Source organism: Streptosporangium sp. OZ121 (assembly GCF_051918885.1).
In the GTDB taxonomy this organism is placed as follows: Bacteria; Actinomycetota; Actinomycetes; order Streptosporangiales; family Streptosporangiaceae; genus Streptosporangium.
The window spans coordinates 598,782-614,919 of record NZ_JBPXMC010000002.1; the positions used below are offsets into that span (position 1 = coordinate 598,782).

Genomic DNA, 16,138 nt, shown 5'->3' on the forward strand with positions numbered 1-16,138 from the left:
AAGAGGGGTACCCGGTGAGCAGGGCCGCTGTGGCCACGGCCGCGTCCGACACGGTCGCGAAACCGGACGTGACGCGTCCGGAGCGAGCGGGAGGGACGAGGCGCCGCTCGGTGCTGCTGGCGGCCGGGCTGCCGGCAGGGCTGGCGGCGCTGGTGCTGCTGGCGATGGTCAGCGTCGCGGTGGGCTCCCGCTCGGTCCCGCTGTCCACGGTGCTGGACGCGCTGCTCGCGCCCGACGGGTCCGCGGACCACACGGTCATCAGGGACCTGCGCGTACCGAGGACCCTGATCGGCATCGGCGTGGGCGCGGCGCTCGGACTGGCCGGCGCGCTGATGCAGAGCCTCACCCGCAACCCGCTCGCCGACCCCGGGCTGCTGGGCGTCAACCAGGGCGCCATGTTCGGCGTGACGGTCGCGATCGGGCTGCTCGGGGTGGGCGACCCCTCCCTCTACGTCTGGTTCGCGTTCGCCGGTGCGGCCGCCGCCGCCGCGCTGGCCTACGCGCTCGGCTCCGCCGGGCGGTCGGGCGGCGGGCCGGTGCGGCTCACGCTCGCCGGTGTCGCGCTGGGCATGGTCTTCAACGCCGCGGCCTCGGCGATCCTGCGGACCGACAACGCGATCTTCGACCGGATGCGGTTCTGGCTCACCGGCTCGCTCGCCGGGATCAGCGCCGACGTCGCGGTACGGCTCGCCCCGTTCCTCGCGGCCGGGCTGGTGCTCGGGCTGCTGCTCGCCAAGCCGCTCAACGCCCTCGCGCTCGGCGACGAGGCGGGGCGCGCGCTCGGCGTGAGCGTGGCCCGCACGCGCGGGCTGACCGCGATCGCCGTCACCCTGCTGTGCGGGGCCGCCACCGCCACCGCCGGGCCCCTGTGGTTCATGGGGCTGGCCGTGCCGCACGCGGTGCGTGCCTTCACGGGGCCCGACCAGCGCTGGGTCCTGCCCTACACCGTCGTGCTCGCCCCCGTGGTGCTGCTCGGCTCGGACATCCTCGGCCGGGTGATCGCCGCTCCCGCCGAGGTGCAGGTGGGCATCATGTGCGCCGTCGTCGGCGCCCCGGTGTTCATCCTGCTCGCCCGCCGCCGGAGGCTCGCCGCCCTATGAGAACCATCCCGTCACCGGCGACCGCCTCGAAGGCCGTTCCCACCGCGCTGCGCCTGGGTTCCTGGTCGCTGCGGCTCTCGCCGCGCGGCCTCGCCGCCGGGACCGCCGTCACCGCCCTGGGAGTGCTCGTCAGCCTGGTCGCGCTGTCCGTCGGCGAGTTCACCGTTCCCATCCCCGACATCGTGGCCGCGCTGTTCGGCGAGGGGCCTCCGGCCGCCGAGCTCATCGTGGGGCGCCTGCGAGCGCCGCGTGTCGTGACCGCCCTGCTGGTCGGCGCCGCGTTCGGGCTGAGCGGGGCCATCTTCCAGAGCCTGACCCGCAACCCGCTCGGCAGTCCCGACTTCATCGGTTTCACCGCCGGAGCCTCCACCGGGGGCATCGCCGCCGTCGTGCTGGGCGGCACCGCCTGGCAGATCGCGGGAGCCTCGCTCGCCGGGTGCGTCGCCTCCGCGCTGGTGGTGTACGCCCTGGCCTTCCGGCGCGGGGTGCAGGGCTACCGGCTGATCCTGGTCGGCATCGGGATCAGCGCGCTGCTGGTCTCCGCCGACTGGTACATGCTGACCCGCGCCAACATCAACGACGCGGCCACCGCCGGGGCGTGGATCACCGGCAGCCTCAGCGGGCGCGGCTGGGAGCACGCGATCCCGGTCGCGTACGCGCTGGTCCTGCTCCTGCCCCTCTGCGCCTGGCTGTCACGCCCGCTGCGGATGATGGAGATGGGCGACGACGCGGCCAAGGCCGCGGGCATCCGCGTCGAGCCGGTGCGCGCGATGGCCATCGTCGTCGGCGTGCTGCTGTGCGGAGTCGCCACCGCCGCCGCCGGACCCGTGATCTTCGTGGCGATGGCCGCGCCCCAGCTGGCCCGCCGGATCGCCCGCTCCCCCGGCGTCACCCTGGTCACCTCGGCGCTGACGGGCGCCACATTGCTGGTGGGCGCCGACCTGGCCGCCCAGCGTGTCTTCGCGCCGGTGCAACTGCCGGTGGGAATCATGACCGCCGCGATCGGCGGCATATACCTGGTGTTTCTACTGCGAAGGGAACGACGTTGAGACTCTACGGCACCGGACTGACGCTCTCCTACGACAAGCGCGTGGTGGCGAGCGACCTGGACGTCACGATCCCCGACGGATCGTTCACCGTGATCATCGGCCCCAACGCGTGCGGCAAGTCCACCATGCTGCGCGCCCTGGCCCGCATGCTCAAACCCCGCACGGGGGCCGTCCACCTGGACGACGCCGTGATCACTTCACTGCCGTCCAAGGAGGTGGCGCGCAGGCTGGGACTGCTGCCGCAGAGCTCGATCGTGCCCGACGGCATCACGGTCGCCGACCTGGTGGGCCGGGGCCGCTACCCGCACCAGCGGCTGATGCGGCAGTGGTCCCGCGAGGACGAGGTCGCGGTGGCGGCGGCCATGAGGTCGACCGACGTGACCGATCTGGCGGACCGCTGCGTGGACGAGCTCTCCGGCGGCCAGCGCCAGCGTGTCTGGCTGGCCATGGCACTGGCCCAGGAGACCCCGATCCTGCTGCTCGACGAGCCGACGACCTTCCTGGACATCGCCCACCAGATCGAGGTGCTCGACCTCTGCGCCGACCTGCACGAGCGGGGCAGGACCCTGGTCGCCGTGCTGCACGACCTGAACCAGGCCTGCCGCTACGCCACCCACCTGATCGTGATGCGCGACGGCCGGATCGTCGCCGAGGGCGATCCCGCCTCGATCATCACGGCCGCGCTGGTGGAGGAGGTCTTCGAGCTGCGCTGCGAGATCATCGAGGACCCGCAGAGCGGCACCCCGCTGATCGTCCCCGAGACCCGCCGCCGCACCCCCGTCCACACGTAGGCGCGAGCGCGGGTCAGCCCTCCAGCGCGACCCGGCGGGCCAGTCCCAGGGGGAGCCCGCCGGAGCCGGCCAGCGTGTCGTGGAAGGCCCGCAGGTCGCCGCGGCCCGCGGCCAGGTAGTCGTCGCGGATGCGGTCGATCTCCAGAGCCCCGGTCAGGTAGGAGGGCGCCTGGGTGGGCCACGCGCAGTAGCGGTCGACCTCGCCCCTGGCCGTGCCGGGGGTGAGCGACGATTTCGTGGTCATGTACTCCTCGGCCTGCTCGATCGTCATGTCGCCGCAGTGCAGCGAGGTGTCGACGACGATGCGGGCCGCCCGGAAGAGCCGGAAGTCGAGGTGGGCGAGCTCCTGGGCCGGGGTGGTGAAGTAGCCCTGCTCGTGCATGAGCTTCTCGACGTACAGGCCCCAGCCCTCGGTGAGGTACGGGGTGCGGAACAGCTTGCGGGCGGGCCGGGGGTTGTCCGCCATCCACGACAGGTGCCAGTGGTGGCCGGGGTAGGCCTCGTGGACGGCGATGGAGGGCATCTGTGCCCTGGCGTTGGTACGCAGCCGCTGGCGGACCTGCTCCCCGGTGAACGAGGACGGGGTGAACGGGACGAAGAAGTGCCCGATCCTGGAGGTCGACAGGGGCGGGGGCGACATGTAGGAGGCGACGGCGACGATGGGCCGCTGGAACTCCGGCGACGGGACGACCCGGCACTCCTCTCCCCGCGCGAAGGTCACCAGGCCGCGCTCGCGGACGAACCTCCTGGCCCGCTCCGTCTCGGCCTCGTACTCGGCCCGCATGTCCTCCAGCGTCGGCGCGTGGTCGTCCTGGAGCTCGGTGACGGCCGCGTGCCAGTCGCCGGAGCCGCCGTCCAGCCTGGCGGCGACCTCGCGCATCCGCGCGTCCAGCTCGTCGTAGGCGGCCTGCCCCCGCTTGAGCAGCTCGCCGGCGCCGTAGCCGAGCATCTCCCTCTCGCGCAGCAGGGTGGAGTAGAGCTCCTCCCCCATCCGCCAGGTGCCGGTCGCCCGGAACCCCTCAAGGAATCCCACCAGCTCGTCGAAGGCCGCCGCCGCGGGCTCGGCCGCCGCGGCCAGCCGGGCGCGCAGTGCCTCGTCGGCGACCTGGCCGGGGACCGTCTCGGTGAGGAAGCGCCGGGCGGTCCGCGACTGGCCCAGCCCTCGCGCGACCAGCAGCGGGGCCGCCAGGGCGGGATCGAGATTGGCCCGGCAGGCGGCGACGACGTCCGGCACCTCGGCCAGCCGCGCGACGGCCGCGTCCACCAGCTCGGCCTCGGTGGACAGCCGCTGCAGGAACGGCCCGAACATCGAGGAGAAGATCGGCCCCACGTAGGCGGCCGGGTCACGCCGCCAGACGGGCCACGCCTCGTACGCGAGCTCGCCGCGCAGCGTGGACATGACCAGCTCCCGGTCGATCTCGTCCTCGAAGCTCTCGGACTCCTCGGCGCCCCCGGCGCCCCCGGCGGTCCCGGTGCTCTCAGGACTTTCGGGACTTCCGGGACTCTCGGCGCCCCCGGGTCTCCCGGGCGCCCGAACCTCCTGGAGCCGCTCCAGCCAGCGGCGCGACTCCCGCTCCCTGGCGAGGATGCCGGACTCGGTGAAGTCGCCGAGAGTTCTGTCGTACCCCTGTGCGCCCGCGAGGTTGGCGTAGGCGGGATTCGCCGCCAGGTACCAGTCGAGGAAGCCGCTTACGAGCTCGGGAGACGTCATAACGCCGGATCCTACTCGGCGGACGAATCTCCATCACCGGTGTCGTCGCCCGCCGATCTCCCGGTGCCCGGGCCCGCCCGGACACCCCCGCGCGGACCCGCTCGGTGCCTCCGGGCATACCCGAGTCCGCGGACGAGCGGGCTCGGCTCCGCGGTTCCCATAAACTTCATGCTGTGGGTGACCCGAAGTTCGAGATCCAGATGCTCCACGACCGTGTCATGGTCAAGATCGAGCAGGAGTCCGAGGAACGGCGCAGCACGGCGGGCATCGTCATCCCGGCGACGGTGAAGATGGCCAACCGCCTCGTCTGGGGTGAGGTCTGCGGCGCGGGCCAGAACGCCCGCACGGTCAAGGTCGGCGACAAGGTCCTGTTCAACCCCGAGGATCAGTACGAGGTCGAGGTCCACGGCCAGCTCTACCTGGTCATGCGCGAGCGCGACCTGCACGCCATCGCCACCCCGCAGACCGACAACGGCACCGGCCTGTATCTGTGAGGCCGGTGAGATCCGCGAGGTCCGTGGACCGCGCGGGTCATTTCCGGGTGTAGCCGAGATAGAGCTTGTTGGACCAGTCGGCGGCGGAGAAGGCGGCCAGGACCCGGGTGGTCTTGCCCTTGAGGGTGGACAGGACCACCTGGTAGTGGCCGGAGGACGGGATGACGGCGATGAAGTGCTTCTCGTCCCACCAGCCCCACAGGGCCTTCGGCTTGATGCCGGGCACCTTGGCCGCGAGCTTGCCCGAGGTGCGGTCCCAGACGCAGACGTGCTCGGTGTAGCTGGACGGGCACCAGGTCATCAGGCCCCGCCCCGAGGGGGTGAAGGCGTCCTCCCCTCCGGCGGGCCTGCCGGTCTTGGCCAGGGTGCGGCGGATCGCGCCGTCCTGCCCGTAGAAGCGGGTGCCACCGGAGTGTTCGGCCACGACGTCGACGCCGTCGGAGCTCCACCGGAACCTCGCGGCCTTGTCGACGTTGGCCACGGTCACCGTTTTCGCGGTCTTCGCGACCGCGTCGACGATCACGAACCCGGAGGTCACCCACGCGGATCCGCTCTTCCTCTCGACGGTCAGCACCGCCTTGCCGCCGTTGCGGTTCCAGTGGGCGTAGTGCGCGACGAGCGGCTTCCTCACCGTACGGATCCTGGTGCCCTTGGAGGTCGCCAGGTCGAGCAGGACGACCGAGTCGTAGCCGCTCTGGTAGGAGGTGGGCACCGCGAGGGCCTTCTTCCCCTTCGGCGCGACCGTGATCTCCTGGTAGGCGGCCTGCCGGGTGAACCCGGCCCCCCTGCGCAGGTACGTCATCTTGCCGAAGGAGTAAGAGGTCACCCTGAGCGCGTCCTTGGAATCCTCCCGGACGGTGACCCGGGTACCGGGCAGCACGATGTCGACGGGCGCGGCGGCGAACGCGGCCGCCGGCTCAACGGCGTCCGCGTCCGCGAACGCGGCGACTGCCGGCTCAACGGCGTCCGCGTCCGCGAACGCGGCGACTGCCGGCTCGGCGGCGTGCGCGGCGGCCGGAACCGGCACGATCACCGAGACCAGGACGGCGAGGCAACCGAACAACCGGTAGATCCCAGGAGTCACAGGCACGGCGGAATCCTAAGCCGGAAAGCCCTCAAGATCCTGATCTAGAACGAATCGGTTAGAACAGGTGTGAGAGAGACCGGCCGGGGTGAGGGGACACCGGAAGACGAGCGTTACGGGAGAACGGCGACACCGGGACGCGGAACCCGGAGTTCCCTTCGAGCCGGGGGCCGACGCGGCGGGCAGACCGAAAACGAACGGCGATTTTACGGCGGCGGGCTTCATCCCTTCCCCCGCCGTTTTCGCGAAGGGTCCGCGGCGCGCAATGCAAAGTCACCGGCGCCAGGCGGGGTGGATTGAGCCTCGGTGAGCTGTGTGGTCATGTTACGGCCTCTATCACCGATTAATGTCCTCCCATGAGGGATCGGTCAGGGGCACCCCGTTCCCGGGTGTCCACCGCGGCCGGTTACGCGGCGATGGCGATCGGCATCCTGGACATCGTCAGGGCCGTGCTGCCCGCGTTCAGGAGGAGCCGGGTCGGCGAGATCACCGGGTTCCTGCCGGGGACGTTCACCTCACTCGCCCAGGCGGTCTCGCTCGTCCTTGGCATCCTGACCGTCATGCTCGCCCACGGCCTGCGGCGCAGGAAGAAACGGGCCTGGCGGGCGGTGATGGTGCTCCTGCCGCTGAGCGTTCTGGTGGATCTCCTGCACTCGCACCGCCCCTTCGCCGCCGGCCTCAGCACGCTGGTCGTCGTCCTGCTCGTGATCAACCGGCGCGAGTTCGACGCCCTCTCCGACCCCCGCACCCGCTGGCGGGCGCTGTGGAACCTCCTCGTCCTGGGCGCCCTGAACATCGTCATCGGCTGGGTCGTGGTCAGCGCCCACCCTCGGATGATCATCGGTGACCCCGGTGCCGGAGACCGGATCCGGCACGTGCTGCTCGGCCTCGTCGGGGTGCAGGGCCCGGTCGGGTACTCCTCGGAGCGAACCGCCGACCTGGTCTACTACTCCCTCCTCGGTCTCGGCGCGCTCACCGCGGTGACGACCCTCTACCTCGTCCTGCGGCCGGAGCGGCCCGTCGCCGAACTGGACCCCGAGCAGGAGGAGAAGGTCCGCGAGCTGCTCGCCCGGCACGGCGCCCGTGACTCGCTCGGCTACTTCGCGCTGCGCCGCGACAAGAGCGTCGTGTTCTCCCCGACGGGCAAGGCGGTGATCGCCTACCGCGTGGTCTCGGGGGTCATGCTCGCCAGCGGCGACCCCATAGGGGACGTCGAGGCGTGGCCGGGCGCGATCAGGCGGTTCATGGAGGAGGCGGAGCGGCACGCCTGGGTGCCCGCCGTGATCGGCTGCAGCGAGACGGGCGGCGAGGTGTGGACCAGGGAGGGCCGCCTGTCCGCCCTGGAGATCGGCGACGAGGCCGTCGTCGACGTCGCCGCCTTCACCCTCGAGGGGAGAACCATGCGCAACGTCCGGCAGATGGTGAACCGGGTGGAGCGCGCGGGCTACACCTGTCTCGTACGGCGGGTCGGGGACCTCACAGAGGCGGAGAAGGACCGGATCCGGCACGCCGCCGACTCCTGGCGCGGCACGGACACCGAGCGGGGCTTCTCCATGGCGCTCGGCCGTTTCGGCGACCCCGCCGACGCCGGATGCGTCGTCGTCACGGCGCACGGTCACGCCGGGGTCGCCTCGGACGGCGAGGGCGACAAGGGCGACGAAGGCGAGGGCGAGGGCGAGGACATCCGCGCCGTCCTGCACTTCGTCCCCTGGGGAACGGACGGCATGTCCCTCGACCTGATGCGTCGCGACCACGCGGCCGACCCGGGCCTCAACGACCTGCTGATCGTCAAGGCCCTGCAGGCGGCCCCGGACCTCGGCGTGCGCACGGTCTCGCTCAATTTCGCCATGTTCCGCGCCGCGCTCGCCAGGGGCGAGCGGCTGGGCGCCGGCCCGATCCTCCGCCTCTGGTACGGCGTCCTGGTCTTCCTGTCCAGGTGGTTCCAGATCGAGTCGTTGTACAGGTTCAACGCGAAGTTCCAGCCGCTGTGGAAACCCCGCTTCCTGGTCTATCCCGCGGCGCGGGACCTTCCGCGAATCGGCATGTCGGCACTGCAGGCGGAGGCCTTCATCTCCCTCCGCCTTCCCGGGACCGTCTCGCGCCGCATCAGGAGCCTCCTCCCGGCATGCTCCCGCACCTCACGCATTCCATGATCATGGTGACGCGGTGCCGCCGGTGCTCGTAGAACCGGTGACCGAGCGCCGTCACGACGAGCACCCCGCCGAGCAGCAGAAGCATGAACGGCCCGTACTTCTCGTGTCCTATCAGGCCCATGACGAGATGGGCTATACCAGCGGCGACGATGATCGCGCCGACGTTGAGCAGTTCCCTGTTGAGCGTCCACCCCGAGGCGGATCGTTCCCGTTCCGTCTCACTCATGCGTCCAGGCTCACCACCGCCAGTTACAGTCCGCCTCGGATCCCGTCACCACGATGTAAAACACCGGGCGCCTTCCCGCGCCGGCGAACGTGTGAACCCTGTGATCCGGCGGGAAACGCACTCCGGCCGGGACAGGGGCCCGGCGAGGGCGCCCGTCAGCCACCGAGCCTGCGGAACGTACGCGTCGACAGGGGCAGGAAGACGGCGATCAGCAGCAGCGGCCAGACCACGGCCATGAGCGTGGCGTTCTGCGTGACCCAGGACTCACCGCCCCAGCCGGGGTTGTCGAAGAGCTGCCTGGCGGCCGTGGCGGTGGCCGAGAGCGGGTTCCACTCCGCGATCGCGCCGAGCCAGCCGGGCATGGTGCCGGGATCGACGAACACGCTGGACAGGAAGCCGGCGGGCCAGACCAGGATCTGCACGGACGTCACCGCCTCCGGTCCTCCCGCGACGAGGCCGATGAAGATGCCCACCCAGATCAGGGCGAAGCGCAGCAGCAGGAGCAGGCCCACGGCGGTCAGCGCCGCGGACGGTCCTCCCCCGGCGCGCCATCCGAGCAGCAGCCCGGTCACGATCATCACGGCCAGCCCGACGACCGAGTTGAGCATGTCGGCGATCCCCCGGCCCATGACGACCGCGGAGGCGCTCATCGGCATCGACCTGAACCGGTCGGTCACCCCCTTGGCCGCGTCGGTGGTGACCGCCGTCATCGTGCTCTCCAGGCCGAAGAGCATCGTCATGGCGAACATGCCGGGGATCAGGAAGTCGAAGTAGTCTCCGCCGGGGACGCCGATGGCGCCGCCGAACAGTCCCCCGAACATCAGCACCATCATGATCGGGAAGAACCATCCGAGGACGACCGGGCCCGGCCGGCGGACCCAGTGGTTCAGGTCGCGCAGGGTGATGGTCCAGGAGTCGGCCAGCGCCCAGCCGAACCGGGACACCGGGGATCCGGCGGGCAGGGTCGAGGTCGTCGTGCTCACAGGGATGCCTCCGTACCGGGGATCGGGGTCGTCGTGCTCACGGGAATGCCTCCCGTACCGGGGATCGGGGTCGTCGTGCCCGCGCGGAAGCGGAAGAGGGCGACGCTCAAGCGGGCGCCTCCGTACGGGTGGCCAGGACGTCGGCCGGGAGCCGCCGGGCTCCTTCTCCGCCGCCCGTCAGGTGCAGGAACACCTCGTCGAGCGTGGGGCGGCGCAGCGTGACGTCGAGCGGCTCGATCCCGGCGTCACCGAGCGCGGTGACCATCGCGACGAGCGCCCGGGTGCGCTCGGCGACCGGGACGCTGACCCGGCGCGCCTCGGCGTCCACGTGGATCTCGCCGGACGCGACCCGTGCCGCGAGCGCCTCCGTCGCGGCCACGTCCGCCCGGTCGGCGAGGACGAGGTCGAGCCAGTCGCCACCGATGGCGGCCTTCAGCTCCTCGGGGGTGCCCTCGGTGACGACCCGGCCCGCCCCCAGCATGGTGATCCGGTCGGCCAGCCGATCCGCCTCCTCCAGGTACTGGGTGGTGAGCAGCACGGTCGTGCCGGAGCCGACCAGGTCGCGGATGGCCGCCCACACCTCCTGGCGGGCGGCCGGGTCGAGGCCGGTCGTGGGCTCGTCCACGAAGAGCACCGGGGGCGCCACGATGAGGCTCGCCGCCAGGTCGAGCCGCCTGCGCATGCCGCCGGAGTACTTGCCGACCGGCCTGCCCCCGGTGTCGGCCAGCGAGAAGCGCTCCAGCAGCTCGTCGGCCCGCCTGCGCGCCCCGGCGGCGGAGAAGTGGTTCAGCCTGCCGAACATCACCAGGTTCTGCCGCCCGCTGAGGATCTCGTCGACCGCGGCGTACTGGCCGACCAGCCCGATCCGCTCGCGTACCTGCCGCGCCTGCGTCCGGACGTCGAACCCCGCGACGCTCGCCCGGCCCGAGTCGGGACGCAGGAGCGTGGACAGGATCCGGATCGCCGTCGTCTTGCCCGCGCCGTTGGGCCCGAGCAGGCCGCAGACCGTTCCGGCCGCCACCCGCAGGTCGAACCCGTTGAGACCCGTCCCCTCGACGGCACCGGCGTAGTTCTTGCGCACGTCGTGCGCGGCGATCGCGAACTCCGTCGCTCTCACACCCACCCGTTTCACCCCTGTTTCGCCTGTTTTCCCGCCCAGCGCCCTCGCGCCCCTATCGCGTAGACCGTACCGTACATCGTACGGCTCGGTTACGGTGGTCCCAACGACGAGAATCTGGAGACTGTTCCCGTGAGTGCGAAGAAAGCTTCCGACGCCGACCCGGCACGCAGCCTGGCGCTCCTGTGGGGATCACACAGCAAGCCGGGGCGTTCCGGGCTGACGGTGCGCTCGATCGTCCTGGCGGCCATCGAACTGGCCAACGAGGAAGGACTCGACGCGGTCTCCATGCGGCACGTCGCCGAGCGGCTGGAGGTCGGGACCATGTCCCTCTACACCCACGTCCCCGGCAAGGGGGAGCTGGTGGATCTCATGATCGACACCGCGTACGGGGAGCTCTACGACGACGTGGACGCCCCGTCCCGGCAGCCCGGCGGGTGGCGGGGCGGGCTGGAGTTCGTCGCGGCCCGCAACTGGGACCTCTACCGGCGCAACCCGTGGTTGCTGCAGATCATCGACGTCCGCTCCACCCTGGGGCCGAACGCCTCACTCAAGTACGAGGCCGAGCTGCGCCCGCTGGAGGGCACCGGCCTGTCGGACGTCGAGATGGACTCCGTCCTGGCCCTGGTGCTCAGCCACGTGGAGAGCACCGCCAGGGCCAAGGCCAACCAGGCCCGCGTCCAGGAGGAGAGCGGGATCACCGACGTCGAGTGGTGGCTGTCCAACGCCCCGATCCTCGAAAAGATCATGGACTCCTCCCGGTTCCCCCTCGCCTCCCGCGTGGGCCGGGCGGCCGGAGAGGCCCACCAGTCCGTCGCCGACCCCGTCCACGCCCTCACCTTCGGCCTGGAACGCATCCTGGACGGAATCGCCGGCCTGATCGCGGGGCGGAACCGCTCCTGACACCGAAGAACCACCGGGGGGCGCGAGGACAGCGCGCGCCTGGCGACGGACGAAGCGGGCGTGGGCACCGCTCCGCCGGAAACAGAAAACCGGGGTGTGCGGGACGGGAACGCCCTCGGTAGCCGTTCCCGTCCCGCACACCCCGGCGGGCCGGTTTAGTAGTAACCGGTGCCCGTGATGGCGGCAGTCTGGTTGCCCATGTTCTTCACCCGGTAACGGATGCACGGGGCGGGCGGGGAGGTGCTGGCGGCGACGTAGGCGGCGTGGTCGTTGGCGGCGATCGGCACCGTCCCGATGTACCTGCCGCGGCAGTTAGCGATCTTGACCTTGACGGGCACGCTGTTGGTGTCGAGCTTGACCAGCACGTTTCCGTTGTACTGGGCCGCGGGAACGAGCTCGGGCGTGAGGAACACCTCCTCGCCGGGCTGGACCCTCGCGGCCAGGTTGACGTCGTCGGCGTGGGCGGGGGTGCCGGTCAGTGCGACGGCTCCGGCGGCCGCCAGGACCAACATCGAGGACAGGGCGCGCATAGAACGTCACTCTCCTTATTCGTCTCTGCCGATCCGTCCCTGCGGATCGGACGTGGAGACACTACGGAGAGTCACATCCGGGAAAGATAACGAGGTGGGCGGACCTGGGTAAAACTCCGGGGAGCGCCGGTCTCCCTCCCGGACACACGGCGACATCGGCGGCCGAAGTATCGCCATTGCCATCGCCGATGGGCAATCACCCCGAAAATCACCCTGAATCAGGTACGCGGCGAAGCCGCCGGGACCGGAACCGGCCTATCGGGTGAGGAGCTTCTGTGCCTCGACGACCAGGTCGAGGTCGAAGCTGAGCTTGAGGCCGTAGTAGACGATGGCGGTGGCGGTCGCCGCGGCGGCGAGGACGACCAGGATCTTGACCGTCCAGCCCCGGCGGCCCAGCCAGGCCGTCCAGCCCGACAGGGTCCGCTTGCCGAACTCCAGCAGCCGGTGGGCCCAGTGGAACTCGGTGGCCAGCACCGCCAGCCCCGCGAAGACGACGAGCCAGCCGGGACCGGGGAAGGGCACCATGATCAGACCGCCGATGACCAGCACGGCGCCGATGGCACCGATGACGATCTTCAGGGTGAGGCGGCCCGCACGGGTGGACCTGATCCCGTCGAGCCGGCCGTGGATGCCGGACCGCCCGGCCGCCGCGCCTTTCAGCGCGTCGGCGTCGCCGGTCTCGATCCCGCCGCCGCCTCGGCCGTCCGTCTCGCCTCGCACGCCGGCGGTGCCGGTCTCAGACAGCCGCCCGGCTGAGCCGTGAGGCTCGCGCACCCCATCTGAGATCGTCATGTTCTCCCCAGGACAGTCGGTTTCTTCCACAATAGGCTCTGCTGGGCGGACCGGCCCCGCCGACGCCCTCAGATCATCCTCACGGGGGAGGACAGGGGGTCCTCCGGGTGGAGACCGCGAGATCGTCGGGACGGTCCCGCCGTGCCCGTTCGGGGCGCGGCGGGACCGTGAGGGCCGGGGTGTCCCGCGGTTCTCGCGGGACACCCCGGCCACCGGCGGACCGTCAGGAAGCGGTGCAGGTGACGGCGGACGGAACGGCGTTGGTGCCGGCCCAGGAGGCGTTGAAGCCGAACACCGTGGAGGCACTGGCGGCCAGGTTGCCGTTCCAGTTCACGTTCCGCACGGTGACGTCGGCACCGGTCTGGGTGTGGGCGCCGCTCCAGAGCTGGCTGATCGTCTGGCCGTTCGGGAACGACCACCTGACCGTCCAGCCGGTGATCGCCGAGGTTCCGGTGTTCCGCACCGTCACCTCGCCCTGGAAGCCGGTCGGCCATGAGTTGGCCACCCGATAGGTCGCGGCGCAGCCGCCGGTGACGGGCCCGGTGAGGGTCCTGAAGGTCACCGGGGCCGAGGCGGTGGAGCTGTTGCCCGCCGCGTCGCGGGCGATCACGTAGAAGGTGTACGAGGTGTCGGCCGTCAACCCGGTCAGCGCGAACGACGCCGAGGTCGGCGAACCCACCTTGACATCCGTCGCCCCCGCCTCCCGGTAGACGTCATAACCGCTCACCCCGACGGCGTCCGTCGAAGCCGTCCAGGTCAGCGTCGCACCCGACGAGGTGATCGACGACGCCACCGGGGTACCCGGCCTGGTCGGCGGAACAGTGTCGATGGGCGGGACGGTCCCGCCGTTGTCGGCGTACACGACGCCTCGGCCGTTGGTGCCGAGGTAGACGCGGCCGTAGACGCGCGGGTCGCCGGTGAGGGCCTCGCCCGCGTTGCCGTACTGGTGCTTGTCGTCGTTGATCCTGACCCAGCTCGCGCCGGTGTCGTCGGAGCGGAAGACGCCGGTCACGCCGCCGATCGTGGCGAGGGTGTACAGCGCCTGGTAGCCGCCGGCGGAGGCGGACTTGCCGAAGCCGATGTTGACGGCGCTCGTGACGCCGGACAGCTTGGTGAACGACGCGCCGCCGTTGGTGGAGTGCCACAAGCCCGAGGCGGCGCCGGTGTCACTAGGCGGCCCGGCCAGCCAGATGTCGCCCTCGCGGCCGGGTACGGCCTTGAACTTCACGTTGCCCTCGGCGGGCAGCCCGGTCGCGGCGGTGGCCGTGAAGGAGGCGCCGCCGTTGGTGCTGACGTAGAACCTCCCGCCGCTGAAGCCGTAGAACTTGCCGGGGTTCACCCGGTCGGACTCGACCACGGCTCCCGTCGGGAGCCCGGTGGAGGCGGTCCAGGAGTTGCCGTAGCCGACCGAGTAGTGCACGCCCACGCCCTTGGGCGCCCAGACGAACCGGGAGCCGTCGGCCGCCGCGGCGATCGTGCCGCCCTCGTTGATCCCGCCGGGCTCGGTGCCCTGGAACCAGTTGGCGCCGCCGTCGGTGGAGAAGGCGGCGTGGCTGTCGTTCGGCCGGTCGGCGTCGGTGAAGTTGCCCGCGCGGACCATGACGGACGGGTTGGTCTCGGCGTAGTCGAGGCTGGTCGTCGTGGTGAAGATCGGCGAGGTGAACAGCATGGGCGGCACGGCGTCGAGGTCGGTGTGCCGGAAGCCGCCGATGTCGCCCAGGGCGCTGACCAGCGGCGCGCCGGACGGCGGGCTGATCAGGTCGAGGACGGCGGTCTCCTCAAGCCCCTTGACCATGGGCTTGATGGTGAGCTTGCCGCCGGTGTCCCACTTCTTGAGGTCCTCGGTGCCGTAGATGGTGGCGCCGGTGCCGTACATCATCCGGTTGCCGTCGAACGGGTCGATCTCCAGCGACTCCGTCATCCAGCCGAGCTTGGGCGTCACCTCCGGTGGCTGGGGGTTGGTCCCGAAGGTCAGCCACGGCGCGGAGGAGATGTCCATCGTGTAGCGGAAGCTGCGCTCCGGGTAAGAGGCGAAGTCCCAGATGCGGGTCCAGGTCGCGCCGGAGTCGGTGGACCTGAAGAAGATCACGTCCGGCCACCAGGACATCTGGGTGGCGACCATGATCGTGCCGGGGTTCTGCCGGTCGATCGTGAGGCCGCTGTAGCCGAAGTAGTCGTCGGCCGAACTGGAGGGGACCGGGCTGATCTGGGTCCAGGCCCCGGTGACGGTGTCGAGCTTCCACACGTCGCCCTTGGCGCCGTCGTATGGGCCCGCGGTGTCGCTGGTCGCGATGTAGAGGGTGTGGTTGACGTGGTCGAGCACGCCCTTGTGCGCGATGTGGCCGGTGGGCTGCCCGGCCACCCTGCTCCAGGTGGTCCCGCCGTCGGAGGAACTGTAGACGGTGTTCTGCTTGTCGGCGACGCCGACGTAGATCTTCTGCGTGGTGTTGCCGGCGGTCGCCGAGCTGGGGTCGAAGGTCACCCAGACCACGCCCGGACGGTGGCTGGTGTAGCCGTTGGGGTCGGAGGGGTTGTCGGCGTAGTTCCCCGGGTTGGGGAAGCTCGCGACCTTGGCCCAGGTCACGCCCTTGTCGGTACTGCGCCACAGGCCGTTGCCCTCAGGCGCGCCGAGGTAGACGACGCTGTTCCTGTTGGGGTCGACGGCCAGCCGCTCGCCCATCCCCCGGCCGGGCATGTTGCCGCCGAGCTTGAACGGCAGCGGCGTGGCCTGCCAGGTCGCGCCCTTGTCCGCGGAACGCAGGATGGCCCCGTTGTTGGGGTCCCAGCTGTTGGTGTACATCCCGGCGGCGACGTAGACCCGGTTGGTCTCCACCGGGTCGGTGGCCAGGCTGACCACGCCGTTGTATCCCCACTTGTCCCAGCCCACCCAGTCGAGCAGCGGGGTCCAGCTCTTGCTCGACTGCTCCCAGCGGTACGCGCCGCCGATGTCGGTGCGGGCGTAGATCAGGTTCTGTTCCTTCTGGTTGAAGATGATCCCCGGCACGAACCCGCCGCCGTCGATCCTGACGTTCCTCCACTCGTACGGTTCGGCGGCGGCCACCGAACCGGCCCCGGTCACCACGGTTCCCGCCCCGGTCACGGCACCGGACGCGGACGCCTGGGCGCTCCCGCCTCCGACGGCCGCGCCGACCGACGCGCACGCCACCGCCACGGCGGCGAGCATGCTGAACAGCCTTCTTCGCAT

Annotated in this window: 14 protein-coding genes; 6 read left to right on the plus strand and 8 right to left on the minus strand. The window is 71.0% G+C overall.

Annotated elements, in window-relative coordinates; translation table 11 throughout:
* Positions 1–14 precede the first annotated feature (14 nt).
* The 3 genes from ACTOQ1_RS07520 to ACTOQ1_RS07530 are packed head-to-tail and all read left to right on the plus strand — an operon-like array spanning position 15 to position 2,940.
* Positions 15–1,100 carry a FecCD family ABC transporter permease gene (locus ACTOQ1_RS07520; protein ID WP_440065394.1) on the plus strand — a complete coding sequence of 362 codons (1,086 nt, stop codon included), beginning with the start codon at positions 15–17 and terminating at the stop codon, positions 1,098–1,100.
* The gene (locus ACTOQ1_RS07525) at positions 1,097–2,149 is read left to right on the plus strand and encodes a FecCD family ABC transporter permease (RefSeq protein WP_440065396.1); all 1,053 of its coding nucleotides are present in this window, start codon (positions 1,097–1,099) and stop codon (positions 2,147–2,149) included. Before ACTOQ1_RS07520 ends, ACTOQ1_RS07525 begins: the two co-directional genes overlap by 4 nt.
* Positions 2,146–2,940, plus strand: a complete 795-nt coding sequence (locus ACTOQ1_RS07530; protein ID WP_440065398.1) for an ABC transporter ATP-binding protein — start codon at positions 2,146–2,148, stop codon at positions 2,938–2,940. Before ACTOQ1_RS07525 ends, ACTOQ1_RS07530 begins: the two co-directional genes overlap by 4 nt.
* 13 nt (positions 2,941–2,953) lie before the next feature.
* Here the strand turns inward: ACTOQ1_RS07530 and ACTOQ1_RS07535 are convergent, their stop codons facing one another.
* Complete coding sequence (locus tag ACTOQ1_RS07535) at positions 2,954–4,651, minus strand: DUF885 domain-containing protein (protein ID WP_440065399.1); 1,698 nt, start codon at positions 4,649–4,651, stop codon at positions 2,954–2,956.
* Between the two features lie 173 nt (positions 4,652–4,824).
* Here ACTOQ1_RS07535 and ACTOQ1_RS07540 point away from each other — a divergent pair, with 173 nt between their 5' ends.
* Positions 4,825–5,145: a GroES family chaperonin gene (locus tag ACTOQ1_RS07540; RefSeq protein WP_440065401.1), complete on the plus strand. Its 321-nt coding sequence runs from the start codon at positions 4,825–4,827 to the stop codon at positions 5,143–5,145.
* A gap of 37 nt (positions 5,146–5,182) precedes the next feature.
* Here the strand turns inward: ACTOQ1_RS07540 and ACTOQ1_RS07545 are convergent, their stop codons facing one another.
* Entirely contained in the window at positions 5,183–6,235 is a 1,053-nt protein-coding gene (locus ACTOQ1_RS07545; protein ID WP_440065403.1) for a hypothetical protein, read from the minus strand.
* Positions 6,236–6,585: 350 nt separating this feature from the next.
* Between ACTOQ1_RS07545 and ACTOQ1_RS07550 the strand changes: the two genes are divergently transcribed.
* On the plus strand, positions 6,586–8,382 hold the full coding sequence (locus ACTOQ1_RS07550) for a phosphatidylglycerol lysyltransferase domain-containing protein (protein ID WP_440065404.1): 1,797 nt from the start codon (positions 6,586–6,588) through the stop codon (positions 8,380–8,382).
* Here the strand turns inward: ACTOQ1_RS07550 and ACTOQ1_RS07555 are convergent.
* The 3 genes from ACTOQ1_RS07555 to ACTOQ1_RS07565 form a co-directional block, all read right to left on the minus strand.
* Complete coding sequence (locus tag ACTOQ1_RS07555) at positions 8,336–8,608, minus strand: hypothetical protein (RefSeq protein ID WP_440065405.1); 273 nt, start codon at positions 8,606–8,608, stop codon at positions 8,336–8,338. The genes ACTOQ1_RS07550 and ACTOQ1_RS07555 overlap by 47 nt on opposite strands.
* 155 nt (positions 8,609–8,763) lie before the next feature.
* Positions 8,764–9,591 (minus strand): ABC transporter permease, encoded by an 828-nt coding sequence (locus tag ACTOQ1_RS07560; protein WP_440065406.1) that lies wholly within the window; start codon positions 9,589–9,591, stop codon positions 8,764–8,766.
* Between the two features lie 106 nt (positions 9,592–9,697).
* A complete protein-coding gene (locus ACTOQ1_RS07565) occupies positions 9,698–10,714 on the minus strand; it encodes an ATP-binding cassette domain-containing protein (RefSeq protein ID WP_440065408.1) in 1,017 nt (338 codons plus the stop codon).
* Between the two features lie 126 nt (positions 10,715–10,840).
* Here ACTOQ1_RS07565 and ACTOQ1_RS07570 point away from each other — a divergent pair, with 126 nt between their 5' ends.
* Positions 10,841–11,611 (plus strand): TetR/AcrR family transcriptional regulator, encoded by a 771-nt coding sequence (locus ACTOQ1_RS07570; protein ID WP_440065411.1) that lies wholly within the window; start codon positions 10,841–10,843, stop codon positions 11,609–11,611.
* Between the two features lie 155 nt (positions 11,612–11,766).
* Here ACTOQ1_RS07570 and ACTOQ1_RS07575 read toward each other — a convergent pair whose 3' ends face one another.
* From ACTOQ1_RS07575 to ACTOQ1_RS07585, 3 genes are all read right to left on the minus strand, one after another.
* Positions 11,767–12,141: a hypothetical protein gene (locus ACTOQ1_RS07575; RefSeq protein WP_440065412.1), complete on the minus strand. Its 375-nt coding sequence runs from the start codon at positions 12,139–12,141 to the stop codon at positions 11,767–11,769.
* Positions 12,142–12,396: 255 nt separating this feature from the next.
* On the minus strand, positions 12,397–12,933 hold the full coding sequence (locus ACTOQ1_RS07580; protein WP_440065414.1) for a TIGR02611 family protein: 537 nt from the start codon (positions 12,931–12,933) through the stop codon (positions 12,397–12,399).
* Between the two features lie 223 nt (positions 12,934–13,156).
* On the minus strand, positions 13,157–16,138 hold the full coding sequence (locus ACTOQ1_RS07585; protein WP_440065415.1) for a cellulose binding domain-containing protein: 2,982 nt from the start codon (positions 16,136–16,138) through the stop codon (positions 13,157–13,159).